Genomic DNA, 24,085 nt, shown 5'->3' on the forward strand with positions numbered 1-24,085 from the left:
ACGCGCGGGAAAGCTGGAGGCATCGGGTGGGGTGCCGAAGTCAGAACCGGACAGAAGTCATGAATTCGCGCGTATCGTGGAGTGTTGACGGCATCGATCCATCCGTCAGGGAGCGGGCCGAAGCAGCTGCGCGCCGTGCCGGGATGTCACTCAATGATTGGCTGAACTCGACTCTCGGTGACACTACCCCGCCGAATTTCCGCGCATCCTACGAGGAGCGTCCGCAGGCGCCGCAAGTCCCGAACCAGGCACCGAGTCAGGAAAGCCGCGACGTCGCCGACATCCATCAGCGGCTCGATGCAATCACCCAGCAAATCGAACGAATCTCAAAGCCCGCGCCGCGCCAGGACGCTTCGCGCCAAGACTCCCGCCAAGACTCGCGTCAGGGCGCCTCGCGCGAGCAGGGCGTCGCACGCCAGCTGAACGATGCGATCTCGCGGCTGGATGCGCGGCTATCGCAGATCTCGCGGCCGCAGGCGCAGGCGCCGCGGCCTGCTCCGGTCGAGACGCGCCAGCGCCAGGCCGAGATGGTCGAGCGCGCGGCAGCCCAGGTCTATCGCAACGCGCCGCCGCTCAGTCCCGCCTCGCTCGACGTTGCGGTGGCCGAAATCACCGCGCGACAGAACGAGCTCGACAGCTTTGCGCCCCGGTACGTGCCGCCGCGCGCAGCGCCCTCGATTGCACCCGCCGCGCAAGTGGCTCCCGCCATGTCATCTCCCTCGGCGCCCCCCGTGTCTCCGCCCTTGGCGCCACCGGCCCCCGCTTACGCGCCGCCGCAACAGCAGCAGCAGCCGGGTCCCGACTTTTCAGCGCTCGAACGGCATCTCCTCAAGATCACGAGCCAGATCGAGTCGCTGCAGCGCCCCGATCACATCGAGCAGTCGATCACCGCGTTCCGCAACGAGCTTGCCGAGATTCGCCACGCCATCACCGAGGCGATGCCGCGCCGCGCGATCGAATCGATCGAGAACGAGATCCGCTCGCTGCATCGTCGTATCGACGAGACGCGCACCTCCAGCACCGACGGCCAGGCGCTCGCCGGCGTCGAACACGCGCTGTCGGAGATCAAGCAGGTGCTGCGCACGCTGACGCCGGCCGAGCAGCTCACCGGCTATGACGAGGCGATCCGCAATCTCGGCGGCAAGCTCGACCTGATCCTGCGCGCCAACGACGATCCCGGCACGGTGCAGCAGCTTGAGGGCGCGATCTCGGCGCTGCGCGGCATCGTGTCCAACGTCGCCTCCAACGATGCGCTGGCACGGCTGTCCGAGGACGTAGCACTGCTGTCGTCCAAGGTCGACCAGATCACCCGCCCCTCTGCCCCCAACAGCGACGGTTTTGCAGTGCTGGAGCAGCGCATCGCCGCGCTCACTGCGGCGCTGGAGACGCGCGAGCGGCCTGCGCCGTCCGAAAGCACCGAGCATCTGGAAAACGCGATCCGCGCGCTGTCCGATCGCTTCGACCGCATGCAGGTCGGCAGCGACTCCGCCTCCACCTTCGCGCATCTCGAACAGCGCGTGTCGTATCTGTTGGAGCGGATCGAGGCTGCCTCCGATCCGCGCAACGGTAATTTGAGCCGCGTCGAAGACGGGCTGCACGACATCCTCCGGCATCTGGAGCGGCAGCAGGCAACCTATGCCGCACTCGCCGAGAGCCGCAGCGCGGCACCGGCTTCCGATTCGGGCGTGGTCGACCTCGTCAAGCGCGAACTCTCCGACATCCGCTTCAGCCAGGCCGAGACCAACCGCCATACGCAGGACTCGCTCGAAGCCGTGCACAGCACGCTCGGCCATGTCGTCGATCGCCTTTCGATGATCGAGGGCGATCTGCGCGCAGTGCGCAGTGCGCCGCCTCAAGCCGCGCCGCAGGCCTTCGCTGCACCGGCGATGCCGGCCGAACCGGCGCGCAGCGCGGTGCCGCCGCAGCAATCGCCCAAAGCCGACATCAAGCCCGACCTGCCGAATCCGGCTGCGGCGCCGACGGCCTTCGTCGCAGCGCCACGCGAATTCCACGCCGCAACGCCCGCCGCTCCGGTGCCGGCGACCCCGCCCGCGGTGCCTCCCCTGCCGCCGCGCGCGATCAGCGAAATCCTCGAGCCGCATGCCGCGCCTGCGCGCGCCATGATCGCGCCGGAGCTGCCGCCGGATCATCCGCTGGAGCCGGGCACGCGGCCGAGCGGTCGCGCCGCCACGCCGTCGGAGCGCATTGCCGCGTCCGAGAGCGCGATCAGCGAAATTCCCGCCCCGCCGAAGGAGCCGGTGTCGTCGTCAAGCTTCATCGCCGCTGCACGCCGGGCCGCGCAGGCCGCAGCCGCGCAACCCGAGAAGCCCGGTCGTGGCGGCAAGGCCGCGGGCGGCGCCGGCAAGGACAAGGGCAAGGAAGGTTCGACCATCACCTCGAAGATCCGCTCGCTGCTCGTCGGCGCGAGCGTGGTCGTGATCGTGCTCGGCACCTTCAAGATGGCGATGAACCTGCTCGAAGGCAGCGGCGGCGCTCCGCCGCCACCGGCGATGGAAAGCCCCGCAAGCGCGCCCGCGCCGCAAGCTCCTGCTCCCGCCGAGAACAGCGCGAAACCCGCCGTGCCCGAGCAGGTCACGCCATCGATGACCTCGCCGACCCCGCTCGGCCGGCAATCCCTGAACAATGCCGCTCCCGTCAATTCCGGCGGCACCGCATCGATCGAGATCCCGCCTCCACCGGCGGTGACTGCGCCCGCGGCCAGCAATGGCGACATCACCGGCGCGATCCCGACGACACCGTCGCGCACGCGGCTCGGCACCGTGCAGGTGCCCCCGGGCGAGCGGCTGGCCGACGGCATCGGCGGTCCGGCGCTGCGCGCCGCCGCGATGAAAGGTGATGCGACCGCGGCCTACGAGATCGGCCTGCGCTTTGCCGAAGGCAAAGGCGTGGCTGCGAATTACGAGGAAGCCGTCAAATGGTATGACCGCGCGGCGCAGGCCGGCGTGGTGCTCGCGACCTTCCGGCTCGGCACGCTCTATGAGAAGGGCCTCGGCGTGAAGAAGGACGCCGACATCGCCCGCCGCTACTACACGCAGGCCGCCGAGCGCGGCAACGCCAAGGCCATGCACAATCTTGCGGTGCTCGACGCCGATGGCGGCGGACGGGGCCCCAATTACAAGAGCGCGTCGCTCTGGTTCCGCAAGGCCGCGGATCGCGGCGTCGCCGACAGCCAGTACAATCTCGGCATCCTCTATGCCCGCGGCATCGGCGTCGAACAGAACCTTGCCGAATCCTACAAATGGTTCAGCCTCGCCGCCGCACAGGGCGACGCCGATGCGGCGACCAAGCGCGACGACGTTGCCAAGCGCCTCGACCCGCAGTCGCTCGCCGCCGCCAAGCTCGCGATCCAGACGTTCAGCGCCGAGCCTCAGCCGGACGATGCCGTCAACGTCGCAGCGCCTGCCGGCGGCTGGGACAGCGCCCCGGCGCAGGCCAGCACCAAGCCCGCGCCCAAGCCTGTCGCGACCAAGCGCCAGGCCTTGGCCACCACGGCACGCTAAAGCGCGACGAAATCAAATTCGGTCGGTTGCCTGGGTTCACCTCTCCGCAGCGGGGAGAGGTGAAACGTGCCCTCGCCGAAGCTCGGCGCATCCGGACAAAACCGCGTCGCGACCAGCGGTTGCGTCGTCCTATTCCTCTCTGCTCAAGCCGTGTAGAACTGCGTGACATCCGCGCGCGGCGTTCCGCAGCAAGAGGTTCCCTTGTCCGAGACTGATCGCCGGGAGGACAGCTCCTTCCGTAGCTCTCCCACTGGTCCGCGCATTGCGCCTCCGCGCGCTGCGGCTCCACTGCTGACAGTCGAAGAGCAGGCCCCCCTGCCGGCGCGCAGACGGCTGTTCTGGTCGGTCGTGATCTTCCTGCTTCTATCCTCAAGCGTCCTGGTGCGCGCCTATCGGGACCTGTCGCGCCCGGAAGCCTGGTCCTACTGGAAGGATCAGTATTTTTCGCCGAGCCTCAGCTCGAAGCTCGCCAATGTCGATCTCGGCAGCACGGATCGCAACCGTCGCGCACTCGCCGTCAGCGGCGAGATTGGACCGGCGGCCGCGAGCTGGCTGCGTGACCGGCTCGATGAAGCGCAACTGTCACCCGGAGACCTCGTGCTGCTGTCCTCGCCGGGCGGCAACCTGACCCAGGCCGTGATCATGGGCGAGACGATCCGCGCGCGCGGGCTGTCGACCGCCGTCGGTGTTGCCGACACCTCGGGTCGCGTGCGGCCGGCCTATTGCGCCAGCGCTTGCGTGCTGGCGTATGCCGGCGGCAAGATCCGCTACGGCATCGAAGGATCGGCGCTCGGGATCCATCGCTTCACGAGCAGGGCACCGGGCAGCGACCCCGTCGCCGATACCCAGCGCGTCGCCGGCGCAGTGCTTGGCTATGTGACGCAGATGGGCGTTTCCTCCACGCTCGTCGAGGCGATGTCGCAGACCAGCGAAGTGCGTTGGCTCGCGCCGGAGCAGGCATTGGCGATGAACCTGATCACCAATCCCGTCGGCAAGCCCTGACAATCGGCTCTCGTTAATCTGAACTATTCACCACACGAAGCGATCCTGATCTGCCAGGCTGCGAAAAACGCTGCGGAGGGCCAATTCCCTGTCCCGCCGGGCGCCAAATTCGGCTAATGAGGGAGGCGGCAACCGTTCCGCGCTTCGCGAGCATTCCGCAAATGGAGCGCGATGATTTCTAGTTGAGATCATCATGCTCCCGATTCCTGTTTGCGCATGATCTCCGCGCAAACGCGTTCCGCGTTTGTCGCGAGGGAAAACCGCGTCACACTTTTCCGGATCATGCTTGATCCGCCTCGCCGGAACGTGCCCGATGCAGCTTTACCTCCCCATCGCCGATCTTCCGGTCAATGTGTTCCTGGTGCTCGCGATGGGCGCCGCGGTCGGCTTCGTCTCGGGCATGTTCGGGATCGGCGGCGGATTCTTGATGACGCCGCTGCTGATCTTCATCGGCATTGCGCCCGCGGTCGCGGTCGCCTCCGTTGCGAGCCACATCGCGGCGTCGTCCTTTTCCGGCGCGATCTCCTATTGGCGGCGGCGCGCGATCGATCCGGCGCTGGCGACAGTCCTGCTATTGGGCGGCGTGACGGGAACCGCGCTCGGGGTGTGGACCTTCACGCAGCTGCGCGCACTCGGCCAGCTCGACCTGATGATCGCGCTCTCCTACGTGGTGCTGCTCACGACCGTGGGCAGCCTGATGTTCTCGGAAGGCCTGCGCGCGATGATGCGGACGCGACGCGGCGCCGTGCCGCCACGCCGCACGCACAACTGGATCCACGGCCTGCCGCTGAAGATGCGCTTCAAGCGCTCGAAGATCTATCTGTCGGTGATCCCCGTCGTCGTGGTCGGCGTCATCATCGGCTTCATCGGCGCCATCATGGGCATCGGCGGCGGCTTCATCCTGGTGCCCATCATGATCTATCTGTTGCGGGTGCCGACCTCGACGGTGATCGGCACATCGATGATCCTGACGCTGGTCACCATGCTGTTCGCGACCATGCTGCATGCGATGACCAATCATCTGGTCGACGCGGTGCTGGCGCTGATCCTGATGGTCGGCGGCGTCACCGGTGCGCAATTCGGCGCGCGCGCCGGGCAGAAGATCCGCGGCGAGCAGTTGCGGCTGCTCCTGGGCCTGCTCATCCTCGCCGTGGGCTTGCGCTTCGCCGTCGAGCTCGTGCTTCGCCCCGAGGATCTCTTCACCATCCGCGAGATCGGAGTGACGGGATGATCGCGCGCGCAATCATCACCGGCCTCCTCGTTCTGCTGCTCGCCGGCGCCGCACGCGCCGAGCGGCTGATCGTGTCGGTCTCCAACCACCGCGTCACGGTGACGCCGAACTATTCCGGCGAGGAGCTGGTGCTGTTCGGCTCGGTAGAGAGGGATGCGGCGACGCCTTCCAATCGCAACGCCTACGATCTCGTCGTCACCGTGTTGGGTCCGCGCGCCGACATGGTGACGCGGCGCAAGGAACGAAAGTTCGGCATCTGGATCAACACCGACTACCGGCAATTCTTGCAGGTGCCGAGCTATCTCGCGCTGTTCGCCAATCGCCCCTTCGACCAGATCACCTCGCCCGAGATCGCGCGGCGCCAGCAGATCGGGCTCAACAACGTGCTGCTGACCCAGCGCGTCGGCACCGACTATGCCGACGTGGTGCCAGACGATGCGTTCCGCAGCGCCTTCATTCGTTTGCGCACGCAGCGCGGGCTCTATCGCGAGGATCCGTCCGCAGTGACGTTCCTGACGCCGACACTGTTCCGGACCGGCATTCCGCTGCCGGCGGAGGTGCCGATCGGAACCTATGAAGTCGAGATCAAGCTGTTCGCGAACGGCGCGCTCGTGACCAAGACCGAGACGGCATTCGAGATCGTCAAGGTCGGCTTCGAGCAGTTCGTCGCCACCAGCGCGCGGCAGAATGGATTCAGCTACGGCCTCGTCACCGCCGCCCTGGCGCTGATGTGCGGCTGGGCCGCGTCGATCGTGTTCAGGAAGGATTGAGGCGGGCTACGCTCTCTCCGCTCGTCGTCGCCCGGCTTGACCGGGCACCCAGTATTCCAGAGGCCAGCATTGGCGACCTCGCTCTCGCAACAATGGCCGCGGCGTACTGGATGCCCTTTCGGTTCGCGGGGCGTGACAGCTAAGGGCTAAGGCGCCTCGATCACCGTCGGCACGCCGGGCTCGAGCAGGCGCAAACGCGGGCCGAAGCCGAGGACGTCGAAGGTCTTGCGCAGATCCTCGCCGTTCTGGCGGAAATGCGCCCAGCCTTCGGTATGGAGCGGCACGATCACCGCATCGGGAAAGGCGCGCGCGGTCTCGACGGTGTCATTGGTGTCCATGGTGAGATGGAACGGCCCGCGCGTCTGCGCGGCGCCGGCAAAGGGCAGCACGACGCCGCAATCGAAACGGCGCGCCACTTCCGCAACGCCGTCGAACCAGGTGGTGTCGCCGCTGACATAGATCGCGCGGCTGTCCTTGTTGCTGGAGGACACCACGAAGCCGATGACGTCGCCCGAGAGCGGCTCGATGCCGGCCGGTCCGTGACGGGCCGGCGTCGCTGTGATGGTCAGCGTGTTGCCGTCGCCATCCCTCACCTGCGTCGTGTCCCAGGGCGCAAGGCCCTCGACATGACCGCCGAGCCGCTTGGCGCCGGCTTCCGTCGTCAGCACGCGCTTGATCCTCGACAGAAGCTCGCGGCCGGAATTGTCGAGATTGTCGGAATGCTGGTCGTGGCTGAGCAGAACGGCATCGACAGGGCCGATGGCGTCGGCCTTCAGCGCGGGGCCGATCGTCTTCTCCAGCTTGACATGCGGCAGTTGATAGGCGCCGGGCGCATCGAAGGTCGGATCGGTGAGGAGCCGGAAGCCGTCGATCTCGATCAGCGCGGTCGGGCCGCCGATCAGGGTGATGGAAATGGGCATGGCGGCCTCCTGTTACGCGGCGGACCTGGTTGCGACGGTTTGGGCGGGACGCGTCACGAGATAAATGCCGATCGCCACCGGAACGATGCCGAGGAGATCGCGCGCCTCGACATGCTCCCCGAGCACGAGGAAGGCGAACAGCATGCCGAGCGGCGGCATCAGGAAATGATAGGCACTCGCTGCCGTCGCGCCACACACTTTCAGGAGATGGAACCAGAGCAGATAAGCGAGGATCGAACCGCCGAGCACCAGGAAGGCGAAGGCACCGAGGAGGCCGGGCGTGTACTGGATCGCGTGGACATCGGCAAAGCCAAGCGCGATCGGCGTGAGCACGATCCCGGCCGCCATGTTTTGGATGCCGTTGCCGATCCACAAGCTCCCCTTCGGCGCGAACAGCTTGAACAGAATGGTGCCGGCAACGATGGAGGCGAGCGAGGCGAGCGTGAAAACGATGCCGTGCGCGCTGTCGGTGCCGACCGCGAGGCGATGCCAGACGATGAAGGTAACGCCCAGCACGCCGAGCGTGAGCCCCGCCGCCTTCCGCCACGTCATGCCCTCGCCGAGCAGCAGCGCGGCGAGCGCCGCGGTGAACACCGGATTGGCCGACACGATCAAGCCACCGAGGCCGGCAGAGACCGATTGCAGCCCGGTGTAGCCGAGCCCGAGATAGAGCGCGTTGTTGGCGATGCCGAGCACGGCGAACATCGCGGCATCACGCCAGGTCATCTCCCACGCGTCGCGGCGCAGCGCCGAGATGCCCAGGATCAGAACGCCGGCGAGCGAAAACCGCGCCGCGAGCAGAATCAGCGGCGGGCAGTCGGTGACGCCGATTTTGCCGGCCACGAAGGCATAGCTCCAAAGCAGGCAGAACAGGCCGATATAGAGCGGCAGGGGATTGAAGCGGCTGCGGGGGACGGCGATCGAAGGGGCGAGCGACATGGTGGTTCTCTTGGCAGTTTCTCTTGGCATGCTCCTGAGCCCTCGATCTAGGGATAAGCCTTGTCATTTGGAAATTAAATGATTAACTGCCATCCAGTGGATTTACGAATGGAGGCGGCAATGCTCGATCTGGAGCTCCTGCGCAGCTTCGTCTCGGTGGTCGACGCCGGGGGCTTCACCCGCGCCAGCGAGCGCGTCCATCGCACGCAGTCGACGGTGAGCCAGCAGATCAAGCGGCTGGAAGAGGACGTAGGCCAGGTGCTGCTGCACCGTGACGGCAAGGACGTGCGGCCGACCGAGGCCGGCGAACGGCTCTTGTCCTACGCGCGGCGCCTTCTGTCGCTCGCCGAGGAGGCGCGCGACGTGCTCAGCGAGCCCGGCAGCGAAGGCGCGATCAGGCTCGGCATCCCCGAGGATTTCGCCGCCTATCGTCTCGCGAAGCTGCTCGGCACGTTCTCGCGCTCGCACCCTACCCTGCGGCTGGACGTGCGCGCCGACCAGAGCAGGAACCTGTCTCGCGATCTCGAACGCGGCGAGCTCGATCTTGCCCTGTTCAAGCGCGAGGCCGGCGAGAAGGGGGCGATCGCGGTCTGGACGGAGCGGGTGCACTGGGTCACCAGCAAGAGCCATCCGATTCAAGCCGACGTGTCGTCGGTGCCGCTGATCGGCTTTCCACTCGGCTGCCTCTATCGCGCCGGCGCCATCCACGAGCTGGAAAGCGCGGGCCGGCCCTGGCACATGGCCTATACGTCATCGAGCCTCGCCGGCATCCAGGCCGCAGTCGCCGCGGGCATGGGGCTGAGCATCTTGTCGGAGATGGCGATCCAGTCCGATCACCGCGTGCTGACCGCCAAGGACGGCTTTGCACCGATCAACAGGACGGAAGTGGCGCTGATGGCGGCACCGGATGCGAGTCCTGCCACGCTGCGACTCGCGGATCGGCTGGCCGAGTTCTGCGATACGGTGCAGGCGAAGGCGGCTTAGCGAGCCGACGGCTACGTGTGTTCGACCAAAGCTTCTTTGGCCAGCACCCAGCCAGAGAGGCCATACGACGAACTTAGAATGAAGCCTTTTACGTCCTTTGCCGCGAGCACCTGCGCCGCAGCAGCCAAATCGGCCGCCCACGGCCCTGGGGCGCCCGCCATACGATAGGACTCCGCGATCGCGGAGCCATACTCTACCAACACCTGCTCAATGGAAACCACCACCAGTGAGAAGATGATATTTCCGAATGCATCGTCCTCGAACTGGTATCCCTCGACACCATTAAAAACGATGGTGCGGGGGCGCTGTTCGCGCATTGCAGCGTCTCTAGGATCTGGCCTCGTGTGGAGTTTGATCTGGCGGGTTTCGCAGTTCACCTCGTACGAAACGACGAAATCATCATGAAGAGACGGCAGCATAGTCGTTTCCTCAACAACACCGCGACGCTGCAATCGCGTGGACGCGATTGTCGCCGAGGAGATGCGCGGTGAAGTGCCGCGCGCCGAACACGCGCGCGAATGCTTCATCGCGGATGCTGAGGCCGCCGGCATAGGCGCCGAAGGCCGGCATCACGGCGCGCATCCCGTCGGAGGCGAAGCAGCGCCGCTCCATCGAGCGGCCGCGAGCAGTGACGCGCGCCTTGGGATGGAGATGGCCGGCGATCTCGCCATGTGCGCCGGTCGGCTCGTGGCGAAAAGTAATCGGGCCGATCGCGGCTTCGTCGGCAACGGTGCCGCCCAGATCGCGCGGCAGTGCCGGGTCGTGATTGCCCGAAATCCAGATCCAGTCGCGGCCTGTCTGGAGCGAGGTCATGGCGTCGCGATCCCCGTTCGACAGCCGTTCGTGGGCACAGCGATCATGAAAGCTGTCGCCGAGTGCGATCACGACCTGCGGATCGTGCCGCGCGATAACCGCCGCAAGGCGACCGAGTGTCGCGACCGTGTCGTAAGGCGGCAGCAGGACTCCCCGCGTGGCGAAGCTCGAGCCTTTTTCAAGATGCAGGTCGGAGACGACCAGCAGCCGCTGCTCGTCCCAGAACAGCGCGCCGGAGAGATCGGCGGTGAATGATGCACCCGCAACATCCAACGTGCGAGAGGTCGTGATAGCGAGTGTCCCTTGCTCCGTCATGGCCGGGCTTGCCCGTCCGGCGAAGCTTTGGCGTAGCCGGATCCGGGCCATCCACGTCGCGCCCGCGGCAAGAAAGACGTGGATGCCCGGGTCGAGCCCAGGCATGACGACATGGAGAGAGTTGCGCCCCAGGGATTCATTCGCCAGCAGTCTACGACATCGCCTCTTTGACGAGCTCGTCGGCGGCCTCCGCCAGGAGTTCGTCTCCTGCCTCGCCATAAACTGACTCGCGACCGATTTCCAGTAGCGCAGGTACAGCGAGCGGCGAGACGTGATCGAGTTCCCGGTGCGTGATGCGGCCCTGGATGCGCGCGAGCATGTCGCCCAAACGGCGCAGGTCGAGCAGACCCGTCGCGGCATCGGCGCGCGCGGCGCGCAAGAGAACGTGATCGGCCTGGTGCTTGCGCAGGACGTCGTAGACCAGATCGGTCGAGAACAACACCTGGCGCCGGCTCTTCTCCTCGCCGGTGTGGCGGCGCGCGATCAGGCCGGAGATGATCGCGCAGTTGCGGAAGGTGCGCTTCATGAGTGCGGACTCCGCGAGCCAGGCTTCGAGATCATCGCCGAGCATGTCGGGATCGAACAGCGTGTTGAGATCGAGCTGACCGTTCCGGATCATGAAGGACATGTCGCCGAGCCCCCAGATCGCAACCGCATATTCATTGGCGACGAAACCGAGCGGCCGGGCGCGGGCGCGCTCCAGCCGGCGGGTGAGCAGCATGCCGAGCGTCTGATGGGCGAGACGTCCCTCGAAAGGATAGCAGATGAGGTAATGCTTGTTGCCGCGCGGAAAGGTCTCGACCAGCAGCTCACGCACCGCCGGCACGCGCGACACCTCCTTTTGCACTGACAGCCAGTCGCGCACCTGCTCCGGGAGCACCTTCCAGGCGCTGCTGTCATCGAGCAGCCGGCGCACGCGCTCGGCGAGATAGGTCGAAAGCGGAAACTTGCCGCCCATATAGGACGGCACTTTCGGGTCCTTGTCGTGGGCGCGCGAGACATAGACCTGGTCCTCGACGAGGGCTTCATAGCGCACCACCTCGCCGCCGAACACGAAAGTATCGGCGGGGCTGAGGCCCTCGATGAAGGCTTCTTCGATCTCGCCCAGCAACCTGCCGCCGCGCGCGATGACTCCGGTCGAACCGGTACCGCCGGTCCGCGAGCGCACCAGCCGCACCTTCAGCATATCGTCCTCGACGATGGTGCCGACATTCATCCGATAGCTTTGCCGCACCTTTGGATTGGCGACGCGCCAGCGGCCCTGCTTGTCCTGCTTGATGCGGGCGAAGCGCTCATAGGTTTTCAGCGCATAGCCGCCGCTGGCGACGAAATCGACGACGTCGTCGAAATCCTGTCGCGAGAGATCGGCGTAGGGCGCCGCCGTGCGCACCTCGTCATAGAGCTCGTCGCCGAGAAACGGCTCGCCGCAGGCGCAGCCGAGCACGTGCTGCGCCAGCACGTCGAGCGCCCCGATGCGCAAGGGCGGAGTATCCTGCGCATTCTCCGCGATCGCATCGATCGCGGCGCGGCACTCCAGCACCTCGAAGCGGTTGGCCGGCACCAGCACCGCGCGCGAGGCTTCATCGAGACGGTGGTTGGCGCGCCCGATGCGCTGCATCAGGCGCGAGCAGCCCTTTGGCGCGCCTATATTGATGACGAGATCGACGTCGCCCCAATCGACGCCGAGATCCAGCGACGAGGTGCAGACGACACCGCGCAGTTTTCCCGCCGACATCGCGTCCTCGACCTTGCGGCGCTGCGCAACGTCGAGCGAGCCGTGATGCAGCGCGATCGCAAGGCCGTCGTCGTTCATGCGCCAGAGATCCTGGAACAGCATCTCGGCCTGGCTGCGGGTGTTGACGAAGACGAGCGTGGTCTTGTTCGCCTTGATCAGCTCATAGACCTCGGCCAGCGCATGGCGCGCGGTATGGCCTGCCCAGGGCAGGCGCTCGCTCGTATCCAGCATCTCGACGATCGGCGCCGCCGCGCCGCCGGCGATGACGATGTCGGCAGTTGCAGGCTGACCGCCAGGCTGCGGCATCAAGAAGCGCGCCAGCGATTCCGGCTCTGCCACCGTCGCCGACAGGCCAATCATGCGCATTTCGGGCGCAAGTCGCCATAGACGCGCCAGCCCCAGCGAGAGCAGGTCGCCGCGCTTGGAGGTGACCAGCGCGTGCAGCTCGTCAAGCACCACGCGCCTCAGCGATGAGAACAGGAACGGCGCGTCGTCGGAGGAGAGCAGCAATGCGAGCTGCTCCGGCGTCGTAAGAAGGATGTCCGGCGGATAACGGCGCTGGCGCTGCCGTCGCGACACCGGCGTATCGCCGGTGCGGGTCTCGACCTTGATCGGCAGCCCCATCTCCGCAATCGGCCGCTCCAGATTGCGCGCGATGTCGACGGCGAGCGCCTTCAGCGGCGAGATGTAGAGGGTGTGCAGGCCACCGGTTCGCTGAACGGCGCGGCCGGTGGACATGAGCCGCGTCGGCCCGCTCCGCTGCGCGGTCGAAACCGCGCGCACGGCACCGTCCGAAGCAAGCTCGACCAGCGTCGGCAGGAATCCCGCCAGCGTCTTGCCGGCGCCGGTCGGCGCGATCAGCAGCGCGGAGCGATCCTCGCCCGCCTTCTCCAGGAGCGCCAATTGATGCGCGCGGGGCGACCAGCCGCGGGCCGCGAACCATCTCTGGAAGCGCTCGGGCAACAGCGCGGCCGGCTCGGCCGATGCGGTGAGGATACGGGGCGGCACGGCAATAGAGGTAAGCCGTGGGGACGGGTTCGTCGAGGGGTGCTATGAATCGATGAAGGAGATGCTGCGCCTTCCCCTCTCCCCTTGCGGGAGAGGGTGCCTCCCGAAGCGAGGCGGGTGAGGGGTCTCTGTCCGCGCGCGATCCTCGTTCAGTTGAGTACGCGGATACAACCCCTCATCCGGCGCTTCGCGCCACCTTCTCCCGCAAGGGGAGAAGGAAAAGCGCCCCCGCTACTCCGTCACCGGCTTGTCGGAGACTTGCCAGTCCTTGCCGTTGAAGGTCGAGATGAACAGCGTCTTCATCGGCGTGTAGTCGTCGGGCGTGTAGCTGTAGTCGACGCCGTCGAGGAAGAACGGCGAGTGGAAGCCGTTGAGGTTTGAGGCCTGCTTGAGCACGTTTTCGCGTGTAAGCTCGTCGCCGCAGCGGCGCAGGATCTCGCCCATGGTCACGGCCTGACCGTAACCGGCATAGGCGATGGTGTTGTCAGGATCGACGTTCGGCAGGTAGTTCTTGCGCAGCGTGTCGAACGCGATGACGTCCTTGTCGTTCTCCCAGGGACCCGGGCCGGCATCCTTGGAATAGCGGATCGCGACGATGCCGGATGCATTCTCGAAGCCGGCGGCGTTGAGTATGGATTTGCCGGTCGAGCCTGCGGAGAGCAATTGCAGCGGCTTCCAGCCAAGCTCGGCCGCTTTCCGGATCGACTGCGACGACGCCTTGCCGGTAGAGATGTTATAGAAGACGTCAGCGCCCGACTTGGAGAGATTGACGAGCTGGGAGTCGATCGTCGGATCGGTCAGGTCGTAGGTCTGCTCCAGGATCACCTTGGCGGTGCCGCCGGCATCCGCCAGCACCTTCTTGAACGGCCCGAGGAAATCGCGGCCGAAATCATCGTTCTGGTAAAGGATGCCGATCTTCGCATTCGGCTTCACGCTGATGACGTGCTTGGCGAGGATGCGCGCTTCGGTCGGATAGAGCGGCAGGCCCGCCATCGTCCATTTGAATTCCTTCGGGTTGTTCCACTTCGACGCGCCGGTGTTGAGCAAAAGCTGCGGCACACCCTTGGAATTGAGATATTTGTGCACGGCGGTCTGCGGCGCGGTGCCGAGCGAACCGTAGAGCGCCAGCACCTCCTCCTGCTCGACGAGGCGCCGCGTCGCCTCGACGCATTTCGGCGCACTATAGGCATCGTCCATGGTGAGGAATTTGACCTTGCGCCCGTTGATGCCGCCCTTCTCGTTCAGCATCTGGAAGTAGGCCTCGCCGACGCGCCCGAGCACGCCATAGAGCGAGCCGGGGCCGGAATGCGGCACAGTCTGACCGATCTTGATCTCGGTGTCGCTGGCGCCCGCATCATATTTCTTCTCGGCGGCCCAGACGTAGGGCGCGGGCAAGGTCGAGGCTGCGATGGCGGCAAATGCGCCGGTGCTGAAGTCGCGTCGCGATGGATTTTTTGTCATTGGCGTTGTCTCCCTAATGCTGCGCATTGTGCGGACAGCAGGGCGGGCATCGCAAGTGGCAAGGCTGCGCTTTGCGACGCAATGCCGCTCAATTTGCAGCGACCCCAGCGCCTAGACTCAAGTTTTCTCGGCGACGATGACGAGGCCGCGCACCGGCTCGTTGTTCTCGTTGCGCGGCGAGGCCGGCTCCAGCGTCAGCAGCTTGAGGCCAGCCTTGGCGAGGGCGTCACGCACATATTCCGCAGCATGGGCATAGCGCAGGCCCTCGCCGAGCACCACGCCGCTACCGTCATGCGTCTCGAGCGTGAAGGCGAGCGTGCCGCCGGCTGCAAGCACGCGCCTTGCTTCCATCAACACCACTGCAAGATCGGACAGATACACGAATGCATCCGCAGCAACGACGAGGTTCGCGCTCGCATCGCTCTTTCCGCGCAGGCCGTCGATCATGTCGGCGACCTCGAGCTCGGCATAGAGATTGGTGGCGCGCGCCTCCTTGATCATGCCGGGCGACAGATCGATGCCGATGAAATGATCGACCTGTTGGGCGAAGGCGGCGGCCGCAAGCCCGGTACCGCAGCCGAGATCGATGGTGCGCTTGAAGAAGGTCGGCTTCTTCGCGGCGACGCGCGCGGCCAGCACCGCCTTGAAGATCAGCGCGGGGGCGCGATAGCCGAGATCGTTGATCAGCGCATGCTCGAAGCGCGGCGCGTACTGGTCGAACAGCGCCTGCACATAGGCTTTCGGCATTTCAGCCATCTCTGCATCGCCAAGCCGCATCAGATGCAGGCCGGCGCCGTGCTGGTCCTCGGGATCGGATCGCCGCGCTTCCCGGAAGGCCGCGATCGCCTTGTCACGCTCGCCGAGCTGCTGACGGATTTCGCCAAGCGTGAACCAGGCCGACGTGAAGTTCGGCGCCAGCTCGATCGCCTGCTCCAGCAGATCGGCCGCGGCCGGCAGATCGCCCTTGAGCTGGAGGTCGCGCGCGAACTCGAAACGGCGGTCGGCCATCAGATCGCCGGAGGACAGGAAGAGGCGGAGGGGCATGGAACTCGGCTCGTCATTGCCGGACTTGCTCCGGCAATCCATCAAAACGGGGAGTGTTTAAGAGGATGGATACGCGGGTCAAGCCCGCGCATGACACTGAATTTGGGGCATCTGGTCCCTATATGCTGCATATGCGCCCGCAAGACATCCTGTTGCCAACTGCTGCCGGCCTGTGCTGCAAGCCGGGCGGCTTCCATATCGATCCTGTCCGCCCCGTCGAGCGCGCCGTCATCACCCACGGTCATTCCGACCATGCGCGCGCCGGTCACGGCGCCGTGCTGGCGACGCAGGAGACGCTGGACATGATGCGCCTGCGCTATGGCGAGAACTTTGCCGGCACGACGCAGGCGGTCCGCTATGGCGAGGAGATCCGGCTCGGCGACGTCGGGGTGAAGTTTCACCCCGCGGGCCATGTGCTGGGCTCGGCCCAGATCGCAGTGACGTGCAAGGACACCTGCATCGTCGCCTCCGGCGACTACAAGGACGCGGCCGACCCGACCTGCGCGCCGTTCGAGCTCGTGCCCTGCGATGTCTTCATCACCGAGGCGACGTTCGGGCTGCCGGTGTTTCGCCATGGCGAAGCGGCGGACGAGGTTGCGAGGCTGCTCGCCTCCGTCGCGCTGTTTCCGGAGCGCGCGCATCTCGTCGGCGCCTATTCGCTCGGCAAGGCGCAACGCGTCATCGCGCTGCTGCGCGCGGCCGGATACGACGCACCGATCTACCTGCATGGCGCGATGGAGACGATCACGCACTATTATCAAAGCCGCGGCATCGCGCTCGGCGAGCTGCGGCCGGCCAAGGGCGTGAAGAAGGCCGCTCTCGCCGGCACCATCACGCTGGCGCCGCCGTCAGCGACATCCGACCTCTGGACCCGGCGGTTTCCCGATCCCGTCACCGCCTTCGCTTCGGGCTGGATGCGGGTCCGCGCGCGAGCGCGACAGCGCGGCATCGAACTGCCGCTGGTGATTTCCGACCATGCCGATTGGGAAGGCCTCACCGCGACGATTGCCGCGACCGGCGCAGGCGAAATCTGGGTGACGCACGGCCAGGAAGACGCGCTGGTGCATTGGTGCAGGAGCAAGGGACTGCGGGCCCAGCCGCTCGATCTCGTCGGCTATGGTGATGAGGAGGAAAGCGAGACGCCACTCACAAGCGAGGCCGAGGCATGAACCGCTTCGCCGAATTGCTGGATCGCCTCGCCTACGAGCCCGGCCGCAACAACAAGCTGCGGCTGATCACCAGCTATTTTCGCGAGGTCGGCGATCCCGACCGCGGCTATGCGCTGGCGGCACTGACGGGCGCGCTGAGCTTTAAGCATGCAAAGCCGGGATTGATCCGCGACCTGATCGCGGCGCGCACCGATCCGGTGTTGTTCGGGTTGTCCTATGATTACGTCGGCGATCTCTCGGAAACGGTTGCGCTGATGTGGCCGAAGGGAGTCGTCAACGACGACAGGCAATCTTTCCTGGGCCACCCCCCTCCCCTGCCCTCCCCCGCAAGGGGGGAGGGAGCGCAGCGGCGCGCGGGGCTGCCGACAAACAAACTAGTTGGCACCGATTCAGAAAGTGGTGGACGCGCGGTCCTCACCGTTCCCTCCCCCCTTGCGGGGGAGGGTCAGGGAGGGGGGTGCCCCGGGGGAGATGCCTCCGAGACGCTCCGCTCGCGCAACCGCAACAATCCGCCTCCTCCTACCCTCACCGAGGTCGTCACCACGCTGCGCACGCTCGGCAAGACCGAGCTGCCCGCGCAGCTTGCGCACTGGCTCGACGAGCTCGACGAGACCGGGCGCTGGGCGCTGCTAAAACTCGTCACCGGCGCGCTGCGCATCGGCATCTCCGCGCGTCTGGCAAAAACCGCGGCGGCCGCGCTCGGCGACAAGGACCCGCATGAGATCGAGCTGATCTGGCCAGGTCTTGCTCCGCCCTATCTCGACCTGTTCGCCTGGCTCGAGGGCCGCGCGGAAAAGCCCGTCAACCGCGATCCCGCGCCGTTCCGCCCCGTCATGCTCGCGCATGCGATCGAGGACTCGGATTTCCAAAGCCTCGATCCCGCCGACTACATTGCCGAGTGGAAATGGGACGGCATCCGCGTGCAGGCGGTCGCTGGCCGCGACGAACGCGGACACATTACGGTGCGGCTCTATTCACGCACCGGCGAGGACATCACGGGGAGCTTTCCAGACCTTGTCCCGTCACTGCATCTGCCCGGCGCGATCGACGGCGAGTTGCTCGTCGTGCGCGACGGTCGCGTACAGAGCTTCAACGTCCTGCAACAGCGCCTCAATCGCAAGGTCGTCTCGCCAAAGCTGATCAAGGATTTTCCGATCCACCTGCGCGCCTACGATTTGCTCGGCGACGACGAGAACGATCTGCGCGAGCTGCCCTTTGCCGAGCGGCGCGCGCATCTCGAAACCTTCATCAAGAAGCTCGGCGATGTCAGGATCGACCTGTCGCCGACCGTGCCCTTCGAGAACTGGGATGTGCTGACCGCCGCACGTGCCGACCCTGCGAGCGCAGGCGCCGGCGAGGACGCGGAGGCCGTCGAAGGCGTGATGCTGAAGCGGCGCGATGCGCCCTATCTGCCGGGCCGGCCGAAGGGGCAATGGTGGAAGTGGAAACGCGACCCGCACATCATCGATGCCGTCTTGATGTATGCGCAGCGCGGCCACGGCAAGCGCTCGTCCTATTATTCTGACTACACCTTTGGCGTCTGGACCGAAGGCCAAGGCGCCGACGAGCTGGTGCCGGTCGGCAAGGCCTATTTCGGCTTCACGGATGAGGAGTTGCTCCAGATCGACCGCTTCGTCCGCCGCAACACCACGGAGAAGTTCGGACCCGTGCGCCATGTCGTGCATGAGCCCGACAAGGGACTGGTGCTGGAAGTCGCCTTCGAAGGCCTGCAGCGCTCAGCGCGGCACAAATCCGGCGTCGCCATGCGCTTTCCCCGCATCAGCCGCCTGCGCTGGGACAAGCCGCCGCGCGAGGCCGACCGGCTGGAGACGCTGGAAAAGATGCTGAAGGCCGAGGTGGCCGAAGCCGAGGCATAGCCCGGGAAAGTGGTCCCGCCGCCGGCCAGCGCAAAGCCGGCGAGCATATATGCACAGAACCCGCAATCGGCCCCGGCGGCGGTCCCAGAACTTGCACGATGCCGGGATCGACATCGCACCGCGCTCTTATGGGTCGGGCGCATCGGGATGAGAATTGATGGGCGTTCACACATCAATGAAGATGCGCATTTACCTTACCACTTGTTGCTTTCCGGCGACGCGCGAGAAGCCTTGGGCTCACCAGCTATAGCGCACGACGCCCTTGCCGGCGTAGGAACGCGTGACGCCAGAGAACTCACCCTCGAAGCTTGTGGCGGCAGACCAGCCATTCAGCCACTTCTTCTCGGCGGATGCACTCACCAGCGCGGAGTCTGCAGCTTGTGCGGCGCCGTTGACGACGAAAGTTACGGCGGGCAGCGTCTGGAAGGTCGCGGCAACGGAGCGGTCCGGATTGAAGTCATGGGCCCAGGCGAAGCGGCTGCGCAGCGTGAGAATGCCATCTCCCATCGCAAATGATTTGTCGGTGCGAATGCCGAGTTCGCTGCGGGTGTCGGTGACGCTCTTGGCGCCATAGGCCTGCGCGAAAGTGGCGGCGCCCGAGACGACGGACTCCGCATAAGCAGGCAGATCGAACGTGGTGAATTGGCCGGCGGTATAGGGCGTGATGCCGATGCTGCCGTTCAGCCACTGCGCGACGAAACGATAACCGCCTTCGGCGCGGCCGGAATACGCGCTCGCATTGAACGCTGCGTGCAGGCGATCGACGCCGAAGACGGTGACGGTTCGGTCAGTCGTGACATCCTGCCAGCCATAGGCCAGCGCTGCTGAGACATAGGCTGGGCCTTCGACGTGGCGCAGATAGGCGCCGGCCTGGAACAGGTCGGAACGCCCGCCGCCGACACCGTTGACGCCAAAGCTTGTTCCGCCGCCGGCCAGCGCGAAGCCGACCAGCGTGTTTGCCGAGAGCCGGTAATCGGCTCCGACGGCAGTCCCAACGACGCGGCTCGTCGTGTCGCTTGATCCGACGGCCGTGTTGCCCGCGGTCGATTGCGAGCCGCCGAAACCCGTCGCCCACACGCTCCAGTGCGGATCGTGAGCGCCTTGCGGGGGCGCCTTGGTGAACATGGCGAAAGCATCGGTCAGCTTCGTCGCATTGGCGCCGGTGTTTTCGTCGGCATATCCTGGCGCTCCCGGCGACGGTGCCGCATCGTTGCGGGCAAAGGGATCGGTGAGCAGGCCCATGAACTGCGTCATGGCGGCAAATGTCGTCTGCTGCGATCCGGTCGCGCTCTCGCCGGAAGCCTGCGACAGCGCACCCACGAGGTTGCTTCCGGTCAGGCCAAACAGCGATTGAAAGCCCGATGACAGAGTGCCGCCATTGTTGAAGACATTACTGATGGAATCCGCGACCTTCTGCTGGTTGGTGCCGAGATTGCTGCCGCGGCCGAGCGAGGCGCCGATGGTCAGGAAGACGTCGGTGGCGCTGTAGCTCAGCGTTTCCGAGAAGTTCGGGTTGGTGCCGCTCGCGCCGCTGAACGTGGTGCCGCCGAAGCTCGACGCATGCAGGATGTCGTATGTGGTCTTGGTGGCGTAGGTCGCCGACGCGAAGTTCGCAAGGACCGTACCGTTGAGCGAGGCCGTCCCCGACACATTGGCTATGCTCGCGGTCGAGGGATTGAGCGCGACCTGATAGGTCGCGCCGGACTGCAGCACGAGACTGCCGCTGATGGTCATGGCGCTGCCGGGCGCACCTGGCGTTCCCGGCGCCAGCACGCCGCCGTTCGCAACGGTCACGTCGCCGAGGGTGCCGCTGCCTGCCAGCGTGCCGCCTGAATTGACCGTCGTCGCGCTGCTGGCGATCGAGCCCTCCACGTCGAGGACGCCGGCGTCGACGGTCGTTGCGCCGCTATAGCCGTTGGTTGCCGTCAGCACGGTGGTGCCGCTGAGATTGAACAGCGAGCCCGTCCCGTCGATCTCCGTCGAGAAGACGTAGTTGCTCGAGGTGTGATTGAAGACGATGCTGCCGTCGCCGGCGCCGAACTGGATGAGAGCCGCATCCACATATCCCGGAGCGGCAGCGGCGCTTCCTGCCGCGGCGCCGATGTTGATCGCTCCCGTCGATCCCGCATTGGTTGCGACATAGATACCGCCGGAGCCGTTGCCCGTCATGACGGTGCCGCCGTCGGAGAGGGTCAGGGTGCCGGTCCCGGTCGCGCCGTAGGGATCAGGATAGACGCTCCCGATCGAGATGTTGCCATCGGCCTTGAGCAGCGAATTGGCGCCGGTCACGTTGACCGTGGCGGTGCCGTTCACGCCGATGAAGACGACCCCACTGCCATTGGGATCGCAGCACGCCCGGGATTCCGACCACACCGTTCCGCCATTCGAAATGGTCATCGTCGTCACCGAACCGGCGGCGGCCGAGAGACCGAGCTGAAAGCCGGTGTCGAACAGGGAGTTCGCCCCGTCCACGGTGATGGTGCTGGTCGTGCCTGACGCAAGCCCGCTGTTGAAGTTCGAATAGACCCGGACCGTCCCGCCATTGGTCACGGAAATGACGGCATTGGCGCCGCTGACGGTCGCGATGTTGAGATCGCGATACCCCATGTAGAAGGCCGAATTTGCTCCGTCCACCGACAGTGTGCCTGTTCCCGGAACGGTCGCAACATAGCTGTAGTAGTTGGTATAGACCTCACCGCCATTGGAGATCGCAAGAGTGCCGTCGACTGTCACGCCGTAGTAGTAGTACTGCCATGTACCCGACACGGTCGTCGTGGTGCCACTAGGAATGGTCTGGGCCACGGAGGGCGCCGCGACAACGATTGAGGTTGCCAGGAATGCGGCCCCGGCCGACGCGCGCGAAATCGATTTCAATCTAACCATGCCCCCCGGCGCCCCTTGCCAAAGGTTCCGGCATCGAATTAGTTGGAACCTGTGGTTCGAAGTCCTTGGCACGGCGCCCGCCTGGAGTCCTGACGGGCCGGTGATAGCAATCTGAAATTTTTCTGATATTCGCGCGCCCCGCTAAGACATTGTGGAGACAGGGTGTTTCGTTTCGCCGGTTTTGAGCTTGATCCCCTGCGCGCGCGCCTTCAGGGATCCGATGGCGAGCCGATCCGGCTTCGGCCGAAGCCGTTCGACATGCTCGCGCTGTTCGCGGCCAATGCCGGCCGCGTGCTGAGCAAGCAGGAGCTGTTCGAGGCGATCTGGCCCGGCGTCCATGTCAGCGACGACAGCCTGTTCCAATGCATCCGCGAGCTGCGCACCGCGCTCGGCGACGACCAACGCCAATTGATCCAGTTGGTGTCGGGCCGCGGCTACCTGTTTGAGGCCAACGTTGTCACAGTGTACAATGATACCGCAGACAATGCGGAGGCGACCGGCGGGGCCGGGACCACTGACAAGGCTACTGACAACCCGGTCGTTGCATCGGTAATTGGGCTCGCGCCGGCCAACGCCCCGGTCTCGTCCTCGGACAAGAGCGAACCTGCCGGCAAGCGCTTCCGTTTCGGCCTCCGAAGCGCTGCGGCGCTGGCGATCGCGGCTGTGATTGGCGCTGCGGCCGGCATTGCCGGCGCGGCGCCGTTCTTCGCGCCCGATCTCGTGTTCGCGCGAAAGACGCCCACGGTCCTCGTGCTGCCGATCACCGCAACGGGGACGGACCGGCCGTCGGCCGAGATGGCGGCCAACGTCACCATGCGCCTCACCGAGGGCCTGGCCAGGATCGACCAGCTCCGCGTGCTGGCGCCGCAAGCGGAAGCAATATCGGAGCGGACCGCGCCGCAGTCCGTCGCCGCAAAGCCGCAGGCCGATTTCGTGGTCGGCGGCGAGTTGCATGCCGATGGCCGGAGCTGGATCTTGAAGGCGCGCCTCAGCAACGGCGCGACCGACGAGGTCCGCTGGGCCAACACGATCTCGGTCGGCATCGACGATATCGATGTGTCGCTGCAACAGTCGCGGCTCGCTGCAGGCATCGGCTATCCGCTCGCGCTGCGCCTCAACGCCATGTTCAATTCCGGCACGGCACGCACCATGACGGCCGGCGAGCTGCCCTCCGGCCGGGCCAAGGTCGTGATCGAGCAGGCGATGGCCGCGATCAACCAGACCACGCCGGAGCGCTTTCACACCGCGCAGGCGATGCTAGAGCAGGCGCTGGCCGCCGATCCCGACAATGTCGATCTCGAAGCAGCGCTCGCCGCGCACTGGCTACGCGGCATCCAGATGGCCTGGTACAGTCCGGTCGATGTCCCCGCGGCGAAGCGCAACGCGCAGGTCGCACTCGAGCGCGCGCTGAAGGCGAAGCCGAGCTACATCCCGGTGCTCGACGGCTATTGCCGCTTCCTCACCGCGACCAACCGCTTCATCGAAAGCCTCGTCGCCTGCGCGCGTGCCCTGAGCTTCGATCCCTGGGATGGATTTGCGCTCTACAACATGGGTCTCGGCCAAATGCAGCTCGGGCGCTTCGATGACGCGCTCGCCGCGTTCAAGGAGGCCGATCGGTTCGACACGCCGCAGGTCTCGCGCTGGACCTGGCTGCTCGGGGCCGGTGTTGCATCCGCGCTGATGGATCGCAACGAGGATGCGGTGACGCATCTGAGGCGATCGATCGCGATCACGCCGGGAACGGGGCGCAGCCATGCCGTGCTGGCCGGCGCGCTCCAGCGCCTGGGCCGGACCGACGAGGCCGAGGCTGCGATGGCCAAAGCCATGGAGCTGCGGCCCGGGTCGAACGCCGCCAACATCATCCTGCCGACCGAGAATGCAAGTCCCGTCTTTCTCGACGCGATCCAGCGCCTGCTCAAGTCGGAAGTCGAGGCGGGCCTGCCGGAGCGCTGAGTACTGCGCGGCGACGTCCGGCCTTCGTTCATCTCTCATACATGCAGATTAAAATGCAGTAAGCCGATTGACGGGGGAACGCGGGTTCCCCATCTGCCTCGCCGTGCCCTATAATGGGGATCGAATCCGCCCGGGAGTTTTTTTCAGATGGCCAACGACGTCAGAGATTTGCCGGCCGGCCACAGCGATGGCCTGAACCGCTTTCTCGGTGGCTCGCCGCTGGCGGTCGCATTCCGCCTGATCCTGCTCTCGATCCTGGTCGGCGTCGTGCTGGCCGCGATCGGCTTCGATCCCTGGAATATCATCCACAGCATTCGCCTCTTGTTCCTGCGGCTGTGGGACCTCGGCTTCGACGCGGTCAACTGGTTGTGGCGCTACTTCCTGCTTGGCGCTGTCATCGTGATTCCCGTGTGGTTCCTGTCGCGCCTGTTCGGTGCGCCGCGCGGCCGCTAGGTCGGCA

General features: G+C 65.9%; 17 protein-coding genes. 9 read left to right on the forward strand and 8 right to left on the reverse strand.

What is annotated here, in order from left to right:
• The first annotated feature begins 59 nt into the window (after positions 1-59).
• The 4 genes from ACV1FX_RS21680 (at position 60) to ACV1FX_RS21695 (ending at position 6,524) form a co-directional block, all read left to right on the forward strand.
• Positions 60-3,521 carry a hypothetical protein gene (locus ACV1FX_RS21680; protein WP_473119589.1) on the forward strand — a complete coding sequence of 1,154 codons (3,462 nt, stop codon included), beginning with the start codon at positions 60-62 and terminating at the stop codon, positions 3,519-3,521.
• Positions 3,522-3,722: 201 nt separating this feature from the next.
• Positions 3,723-4,523: a COG3904 family protein gene (locus tag ACV1FX_RS21685; protein ID WP_473119590.1), complete on the forward strand. Its 801-nt coding sequence runs from the start codon at positions 3,723-3,725 to the stop codon at positions 4,521-4,523.
• Between the two features lie 313 nt (positions 4,524-4,836).
• Positions 4,837-5,754, forward strand: coding sequence for a sulfite exporter TauE/SafE family protein (locus ACV1FX_RS21690; protein WP_473119591.1), 918 nt, complete (start codon positions 4,837-4,839; stop codon positions 5,752-5,754).
• A complete protein-coding gene (locus tag ACV1FX_RS21695; RefSeq protein WP_473119592.1) occupies positions 5,751-6,524 on the forward strand; it encodes a TIGR02186 family protein in 774 nt (257 codons plus the stop codon). The genes ACV1FX_RS21690 and ACV1FX_RS21695 overlap by 4 nt, the downstream gene beginning before the upstream one ends.
• A 146-nt stretch (positions 6,525-6,670) precedes the next feature.
• Here the strand turns inward: ACV1FX_RS21695 and ACV1FX_RS21700 are convergent, their stop codons facing one another.
• Together ACV1FX_RS21700 and ACV1FX_RS21705 are read right to left on the reverse strand one after the other, a co-directional pair.
• On the reverse strand, positions 6,671-7,444 hold the full coding sequence (locus ACV1FX_RS21700) for an MBL fold metallo-hydrolase (protein WP_473119593.1): 774 nt from the start codon (positions 7,442-7,444) through the stop codon (positions 6,671-6,673).
• A gap of 12 nt (positions 7,445-7,456) precedes the next feature.
• Positions 7,457-8,383, reverse strand: coding sequence for a DMT family transporter (locus ACV1FX_RS21705; RefSeq protein ID WP_473119594.1), 927 nt, complete (start codon positions 8,381-8,383; stop codon positions 7,457-7,459).
• 120 nt (positions 8,384-8,503) lie between these two features.
• On the opposite strand from ACV1FX_RS21705, the gene ACV1FX_RS21710 reads away from it, so the two are divergent.
• A complete protein-coding gene (locus tag ACV1FX_RS21710; protein WP_473119595.1) occupies positions 8,504-9,367 on the forward strand; it encodes a LysR substrate-binding domain-containing protein in 864 nt (287 codons plus the stop codon).
• Between the two features lie 11 nt (positions 9,368-9,378).
• Here ACV1FX_RS21710 and ACV1FX_RS21715 read toward each other — a convergent pair whose 3' ends face one another.
• The 5 genes from ACV1FX_RS21715 to ACV1FX_RS21735 form a co-directional block, all read right to left on the reverse strand.
• Positions 9,379-9,786: a hypothetical protein gene (locus ACV1FX_RS21715; RefSeq protein WP_473119596.1), complete on the reverse strand. Its 408-nt coding sequence runs from the start codon at positions 9,784-9,786 to the stop codon at positions 9,379-9,381.
• Between the two features lie 10 nt (positions 9,787-9,796).
• A complete protein-coding gene (pdeM, locus tag ACV1FX_RS21720) occupies positions 9,797-10,495 on the reverse strand; it encodes a ligase-associated DNA damage response endonuclease PdeM (protein ID WP_473119707.1) in 699 nt (232 codons plus the stop codon).
• Positions 10,496-10,646: 151 nt separating this feature from the next.
• On the reverse strand, positions 10,647-13,238 hold the full coding sequence (locus ACV1FX_RS21725; protein WP_473119597.1) for a ligase-associated DNA damage response DEXH box helicase: 2,592 nt from the start codon (positions 13,236-13,238) through the stop codon (positions 10,647-10,649).
• Positions 13,239-13,469: 231 nt separating this feature from the next.
• Positions 13,470-14,699 carry an ABC transporter substrate-binding protein gene (locus ACV1FX_RS21730; RefSeq protein ID WP_473119598.1) on the reverse strand — a complete coding sequence of 410 codons (1,230 nt, stop codon included), beginning with the start codon at positions 14,697-14,699 and terminating at the stop codon, positions 13,470-13,472.
• 117 nt (positions 14,700-14,816) lie between these two features.
• Positions 14,817-15,743 (reverse strand): class I SAM-dependent DNA methyltransferase, encoded by a 927-nt coding sequence (locus ACV1FX_RS21735; RefSeq protein WP_473119599.1) that lies wholly within the window; start codon positions 15,741-15,743, stop codon positions 14,817-14,819.
• 131 nt (positions 15,744-15,874) lie between these two features.
• Between ACV1FX_RS21735 and ACV1FX_RS21740 the strand changes: the two genes are divergently transcribed.
• Positions 15,875-16,912: a ligase-associated DNA damage response exonuclease gene (locus ACV1FX_RS21740; RefSeq protein ID WP_473119708.1), complete on the forward strand. Its 1,038-nt coding sequence runs from the start codon at positions 15,875-15,877 to the stop codon at positions 16,910-16,912.
• On the forward strand, positions 16,909-18,789 hold the full coding sequence (locus ACV1FX_RS21745; RefSeq protein ID WP_473119600.1) for a cisplatin damage response ATP-dependent DNA ligase: 1,881 nt from the start codon (positions 16,909-16,911) through the stop codon (positions 18,787-18,789). The genes ACV1FX_RS21740 and ACV1FX_RS21745 overlap by 4 nt, the downstream gene beginning before the upstream one ends.
• Before the next feature lie 237 nt (positions 18,790-19,026).
• Here ACV1FX_RS21745 and ACV1FX_RS21750 read toward each other — a convergent pair whose 3' ends face one another.
• The gene (locus tag ACV1FX_RS21750) at positions 19,027-21,591 is read right to left on the reverse strand and encodes an autotransporter outer membrane beta-barrel domain-containing protein (RefSeq protein ID WP_473119601.1); all 2,565 of its coding nucleotides are present in this window, start codon (positions 21,589-21,591) and stop codon (positions 19,027-19,029) included.
• 243 nt (positions 21,592-21,834) lie between these two features.
• On the opposite strand from ACV1FX_RS21750, the gene ACV1FX_RS21755 reads away from it, so the two are divergent.
• Together ACV1FX_RS21755 and ACV1FX_RS21760 are read left to right on the forward strand one after the other, a co-directional pair.
• Positions 21,835-23,625 carry a winged helix-turn-helix domain-containing protein gene (locus tag ACV1FX_RS21755; protein WP_473119602.1) on the forward strand — a complete coding sequence of 597 codons (1,791 nt, stop codon included), beginning with the start codon at positions 21,835-21,837 and terminating at the stop codon, positions 23,623-23,625.
• A gap of 147 nt (positions 23,626-23,772) precedes the next feature.
• Positions 23,773-24,078, forward strand: a complete 306-nt coding sequence (locus ACV1FX_RS21760) for a DUF6460 domain-containing protein (protein ID WP_473119603.1) — start codon at positions 23,773-23,775, stop codon at positions 24,076-24,078.
• Positions 24,079-24,085: the final 7 nt, after the last annotated feature.

The sequence above is a fragment of the Bradyrhizobium ingae genome (genome assembly GCF_055791185.1).

Bases quoted from the DNA above. Each gene is read 5' to 3' on its own strand.
- ACV1FX_RS21680 (WP_473119589.1), top strand. From the start codon at position 60: ATGAATTCGCGCGTATCGTGGAGTGTTGACGGCATCGATCCATCCGTC.
- ACV1FX_RS21690 (WP_473119591.1), top strand. From the start codon at position 4,837: ATGCAGCTTTACCTCCCCATCGCCGATCTTCCGGTCAATGTGTTCCTG.
- ACV1FX_RS21695 (WP_473119592.1), top strand. From the start codon at position 5,751: ATGATCGCGCGCGCAATCATCACCGGCCTCCTCGTTCTGCTGCTCGCC.
- ACV1FX_RS21700 (WP_473119593.1), bottom strand. From the start codon at position 7,444: ATGCCCATTTCCATCACCCTGATCGGCGGCCCGACCGCGCTGATCGAG.
- ACV1FX_RS21705 (WP_473119594.1), bottom strand. From the start codon at position 8,383: ATGTCGCTCGCCCCTTCGATCGCCGTCCCCCGCAGCCGCTTCAATCCC.
- ACV1FX_RS21710 (WP_473119595.1), top strand. From the start codon at position 8,504: ATGCTCGATCTGGAGCTCCTGCGCAGCTTCGTCTCGGTGGTCGACGCC.
- ACV1FX_RS21715 (WP_473119596.1), bottom strand. From the start codon at position 9,786: ATGCTGCCGTCTCTTCATGATGATTTCGTCGTTTCGTACGAGGTGAAC.
- pdeM (WP_473119707.1), bottom strand. From the start codon at position 10,495: ATGACGGAGCAAGGGACACTCGCTATCACGACCTCTCGCACGTTGGAT.
- ACV1FX_RS21730 (WP_473119598.1), bottom strand. From the start codon at position 14,699: ATGACAAAAAATCCATCGCGACGCGACTTCAGCACCGGCGCATTTGCC.
- ACV1FX_RS21735 (WP_473119599.1), bottom strand. From the start codon at position 15,743: ATGCCCCTCCGCCTCTTCCTGTCCTCCGGCGATCTGATGGCCGACCGC.
- ACV1FX_RS21740 (WP_473119708.1), top strand. From the start codon at position 15,875: ATGCGCCCGCAAGACATCCTGTTGCCAACTGCTGCCGGCCTGTGCTGC.
- ACV1FX_RS21745 (WP_473119600.1), top strand. From the start codon at position 16,909: ATGAACCGCTTCGCCGAATTGCTGGATCGCCTCGCCTACGAGCCCGGC.
- ACV1FX_RS21760 (WP_473119603.1), top strand. From the start codon at position 23,773: ATGGCCAACGACGTCAGAGATTTGCCGGCCGGCCACAGCGATGGCCTG.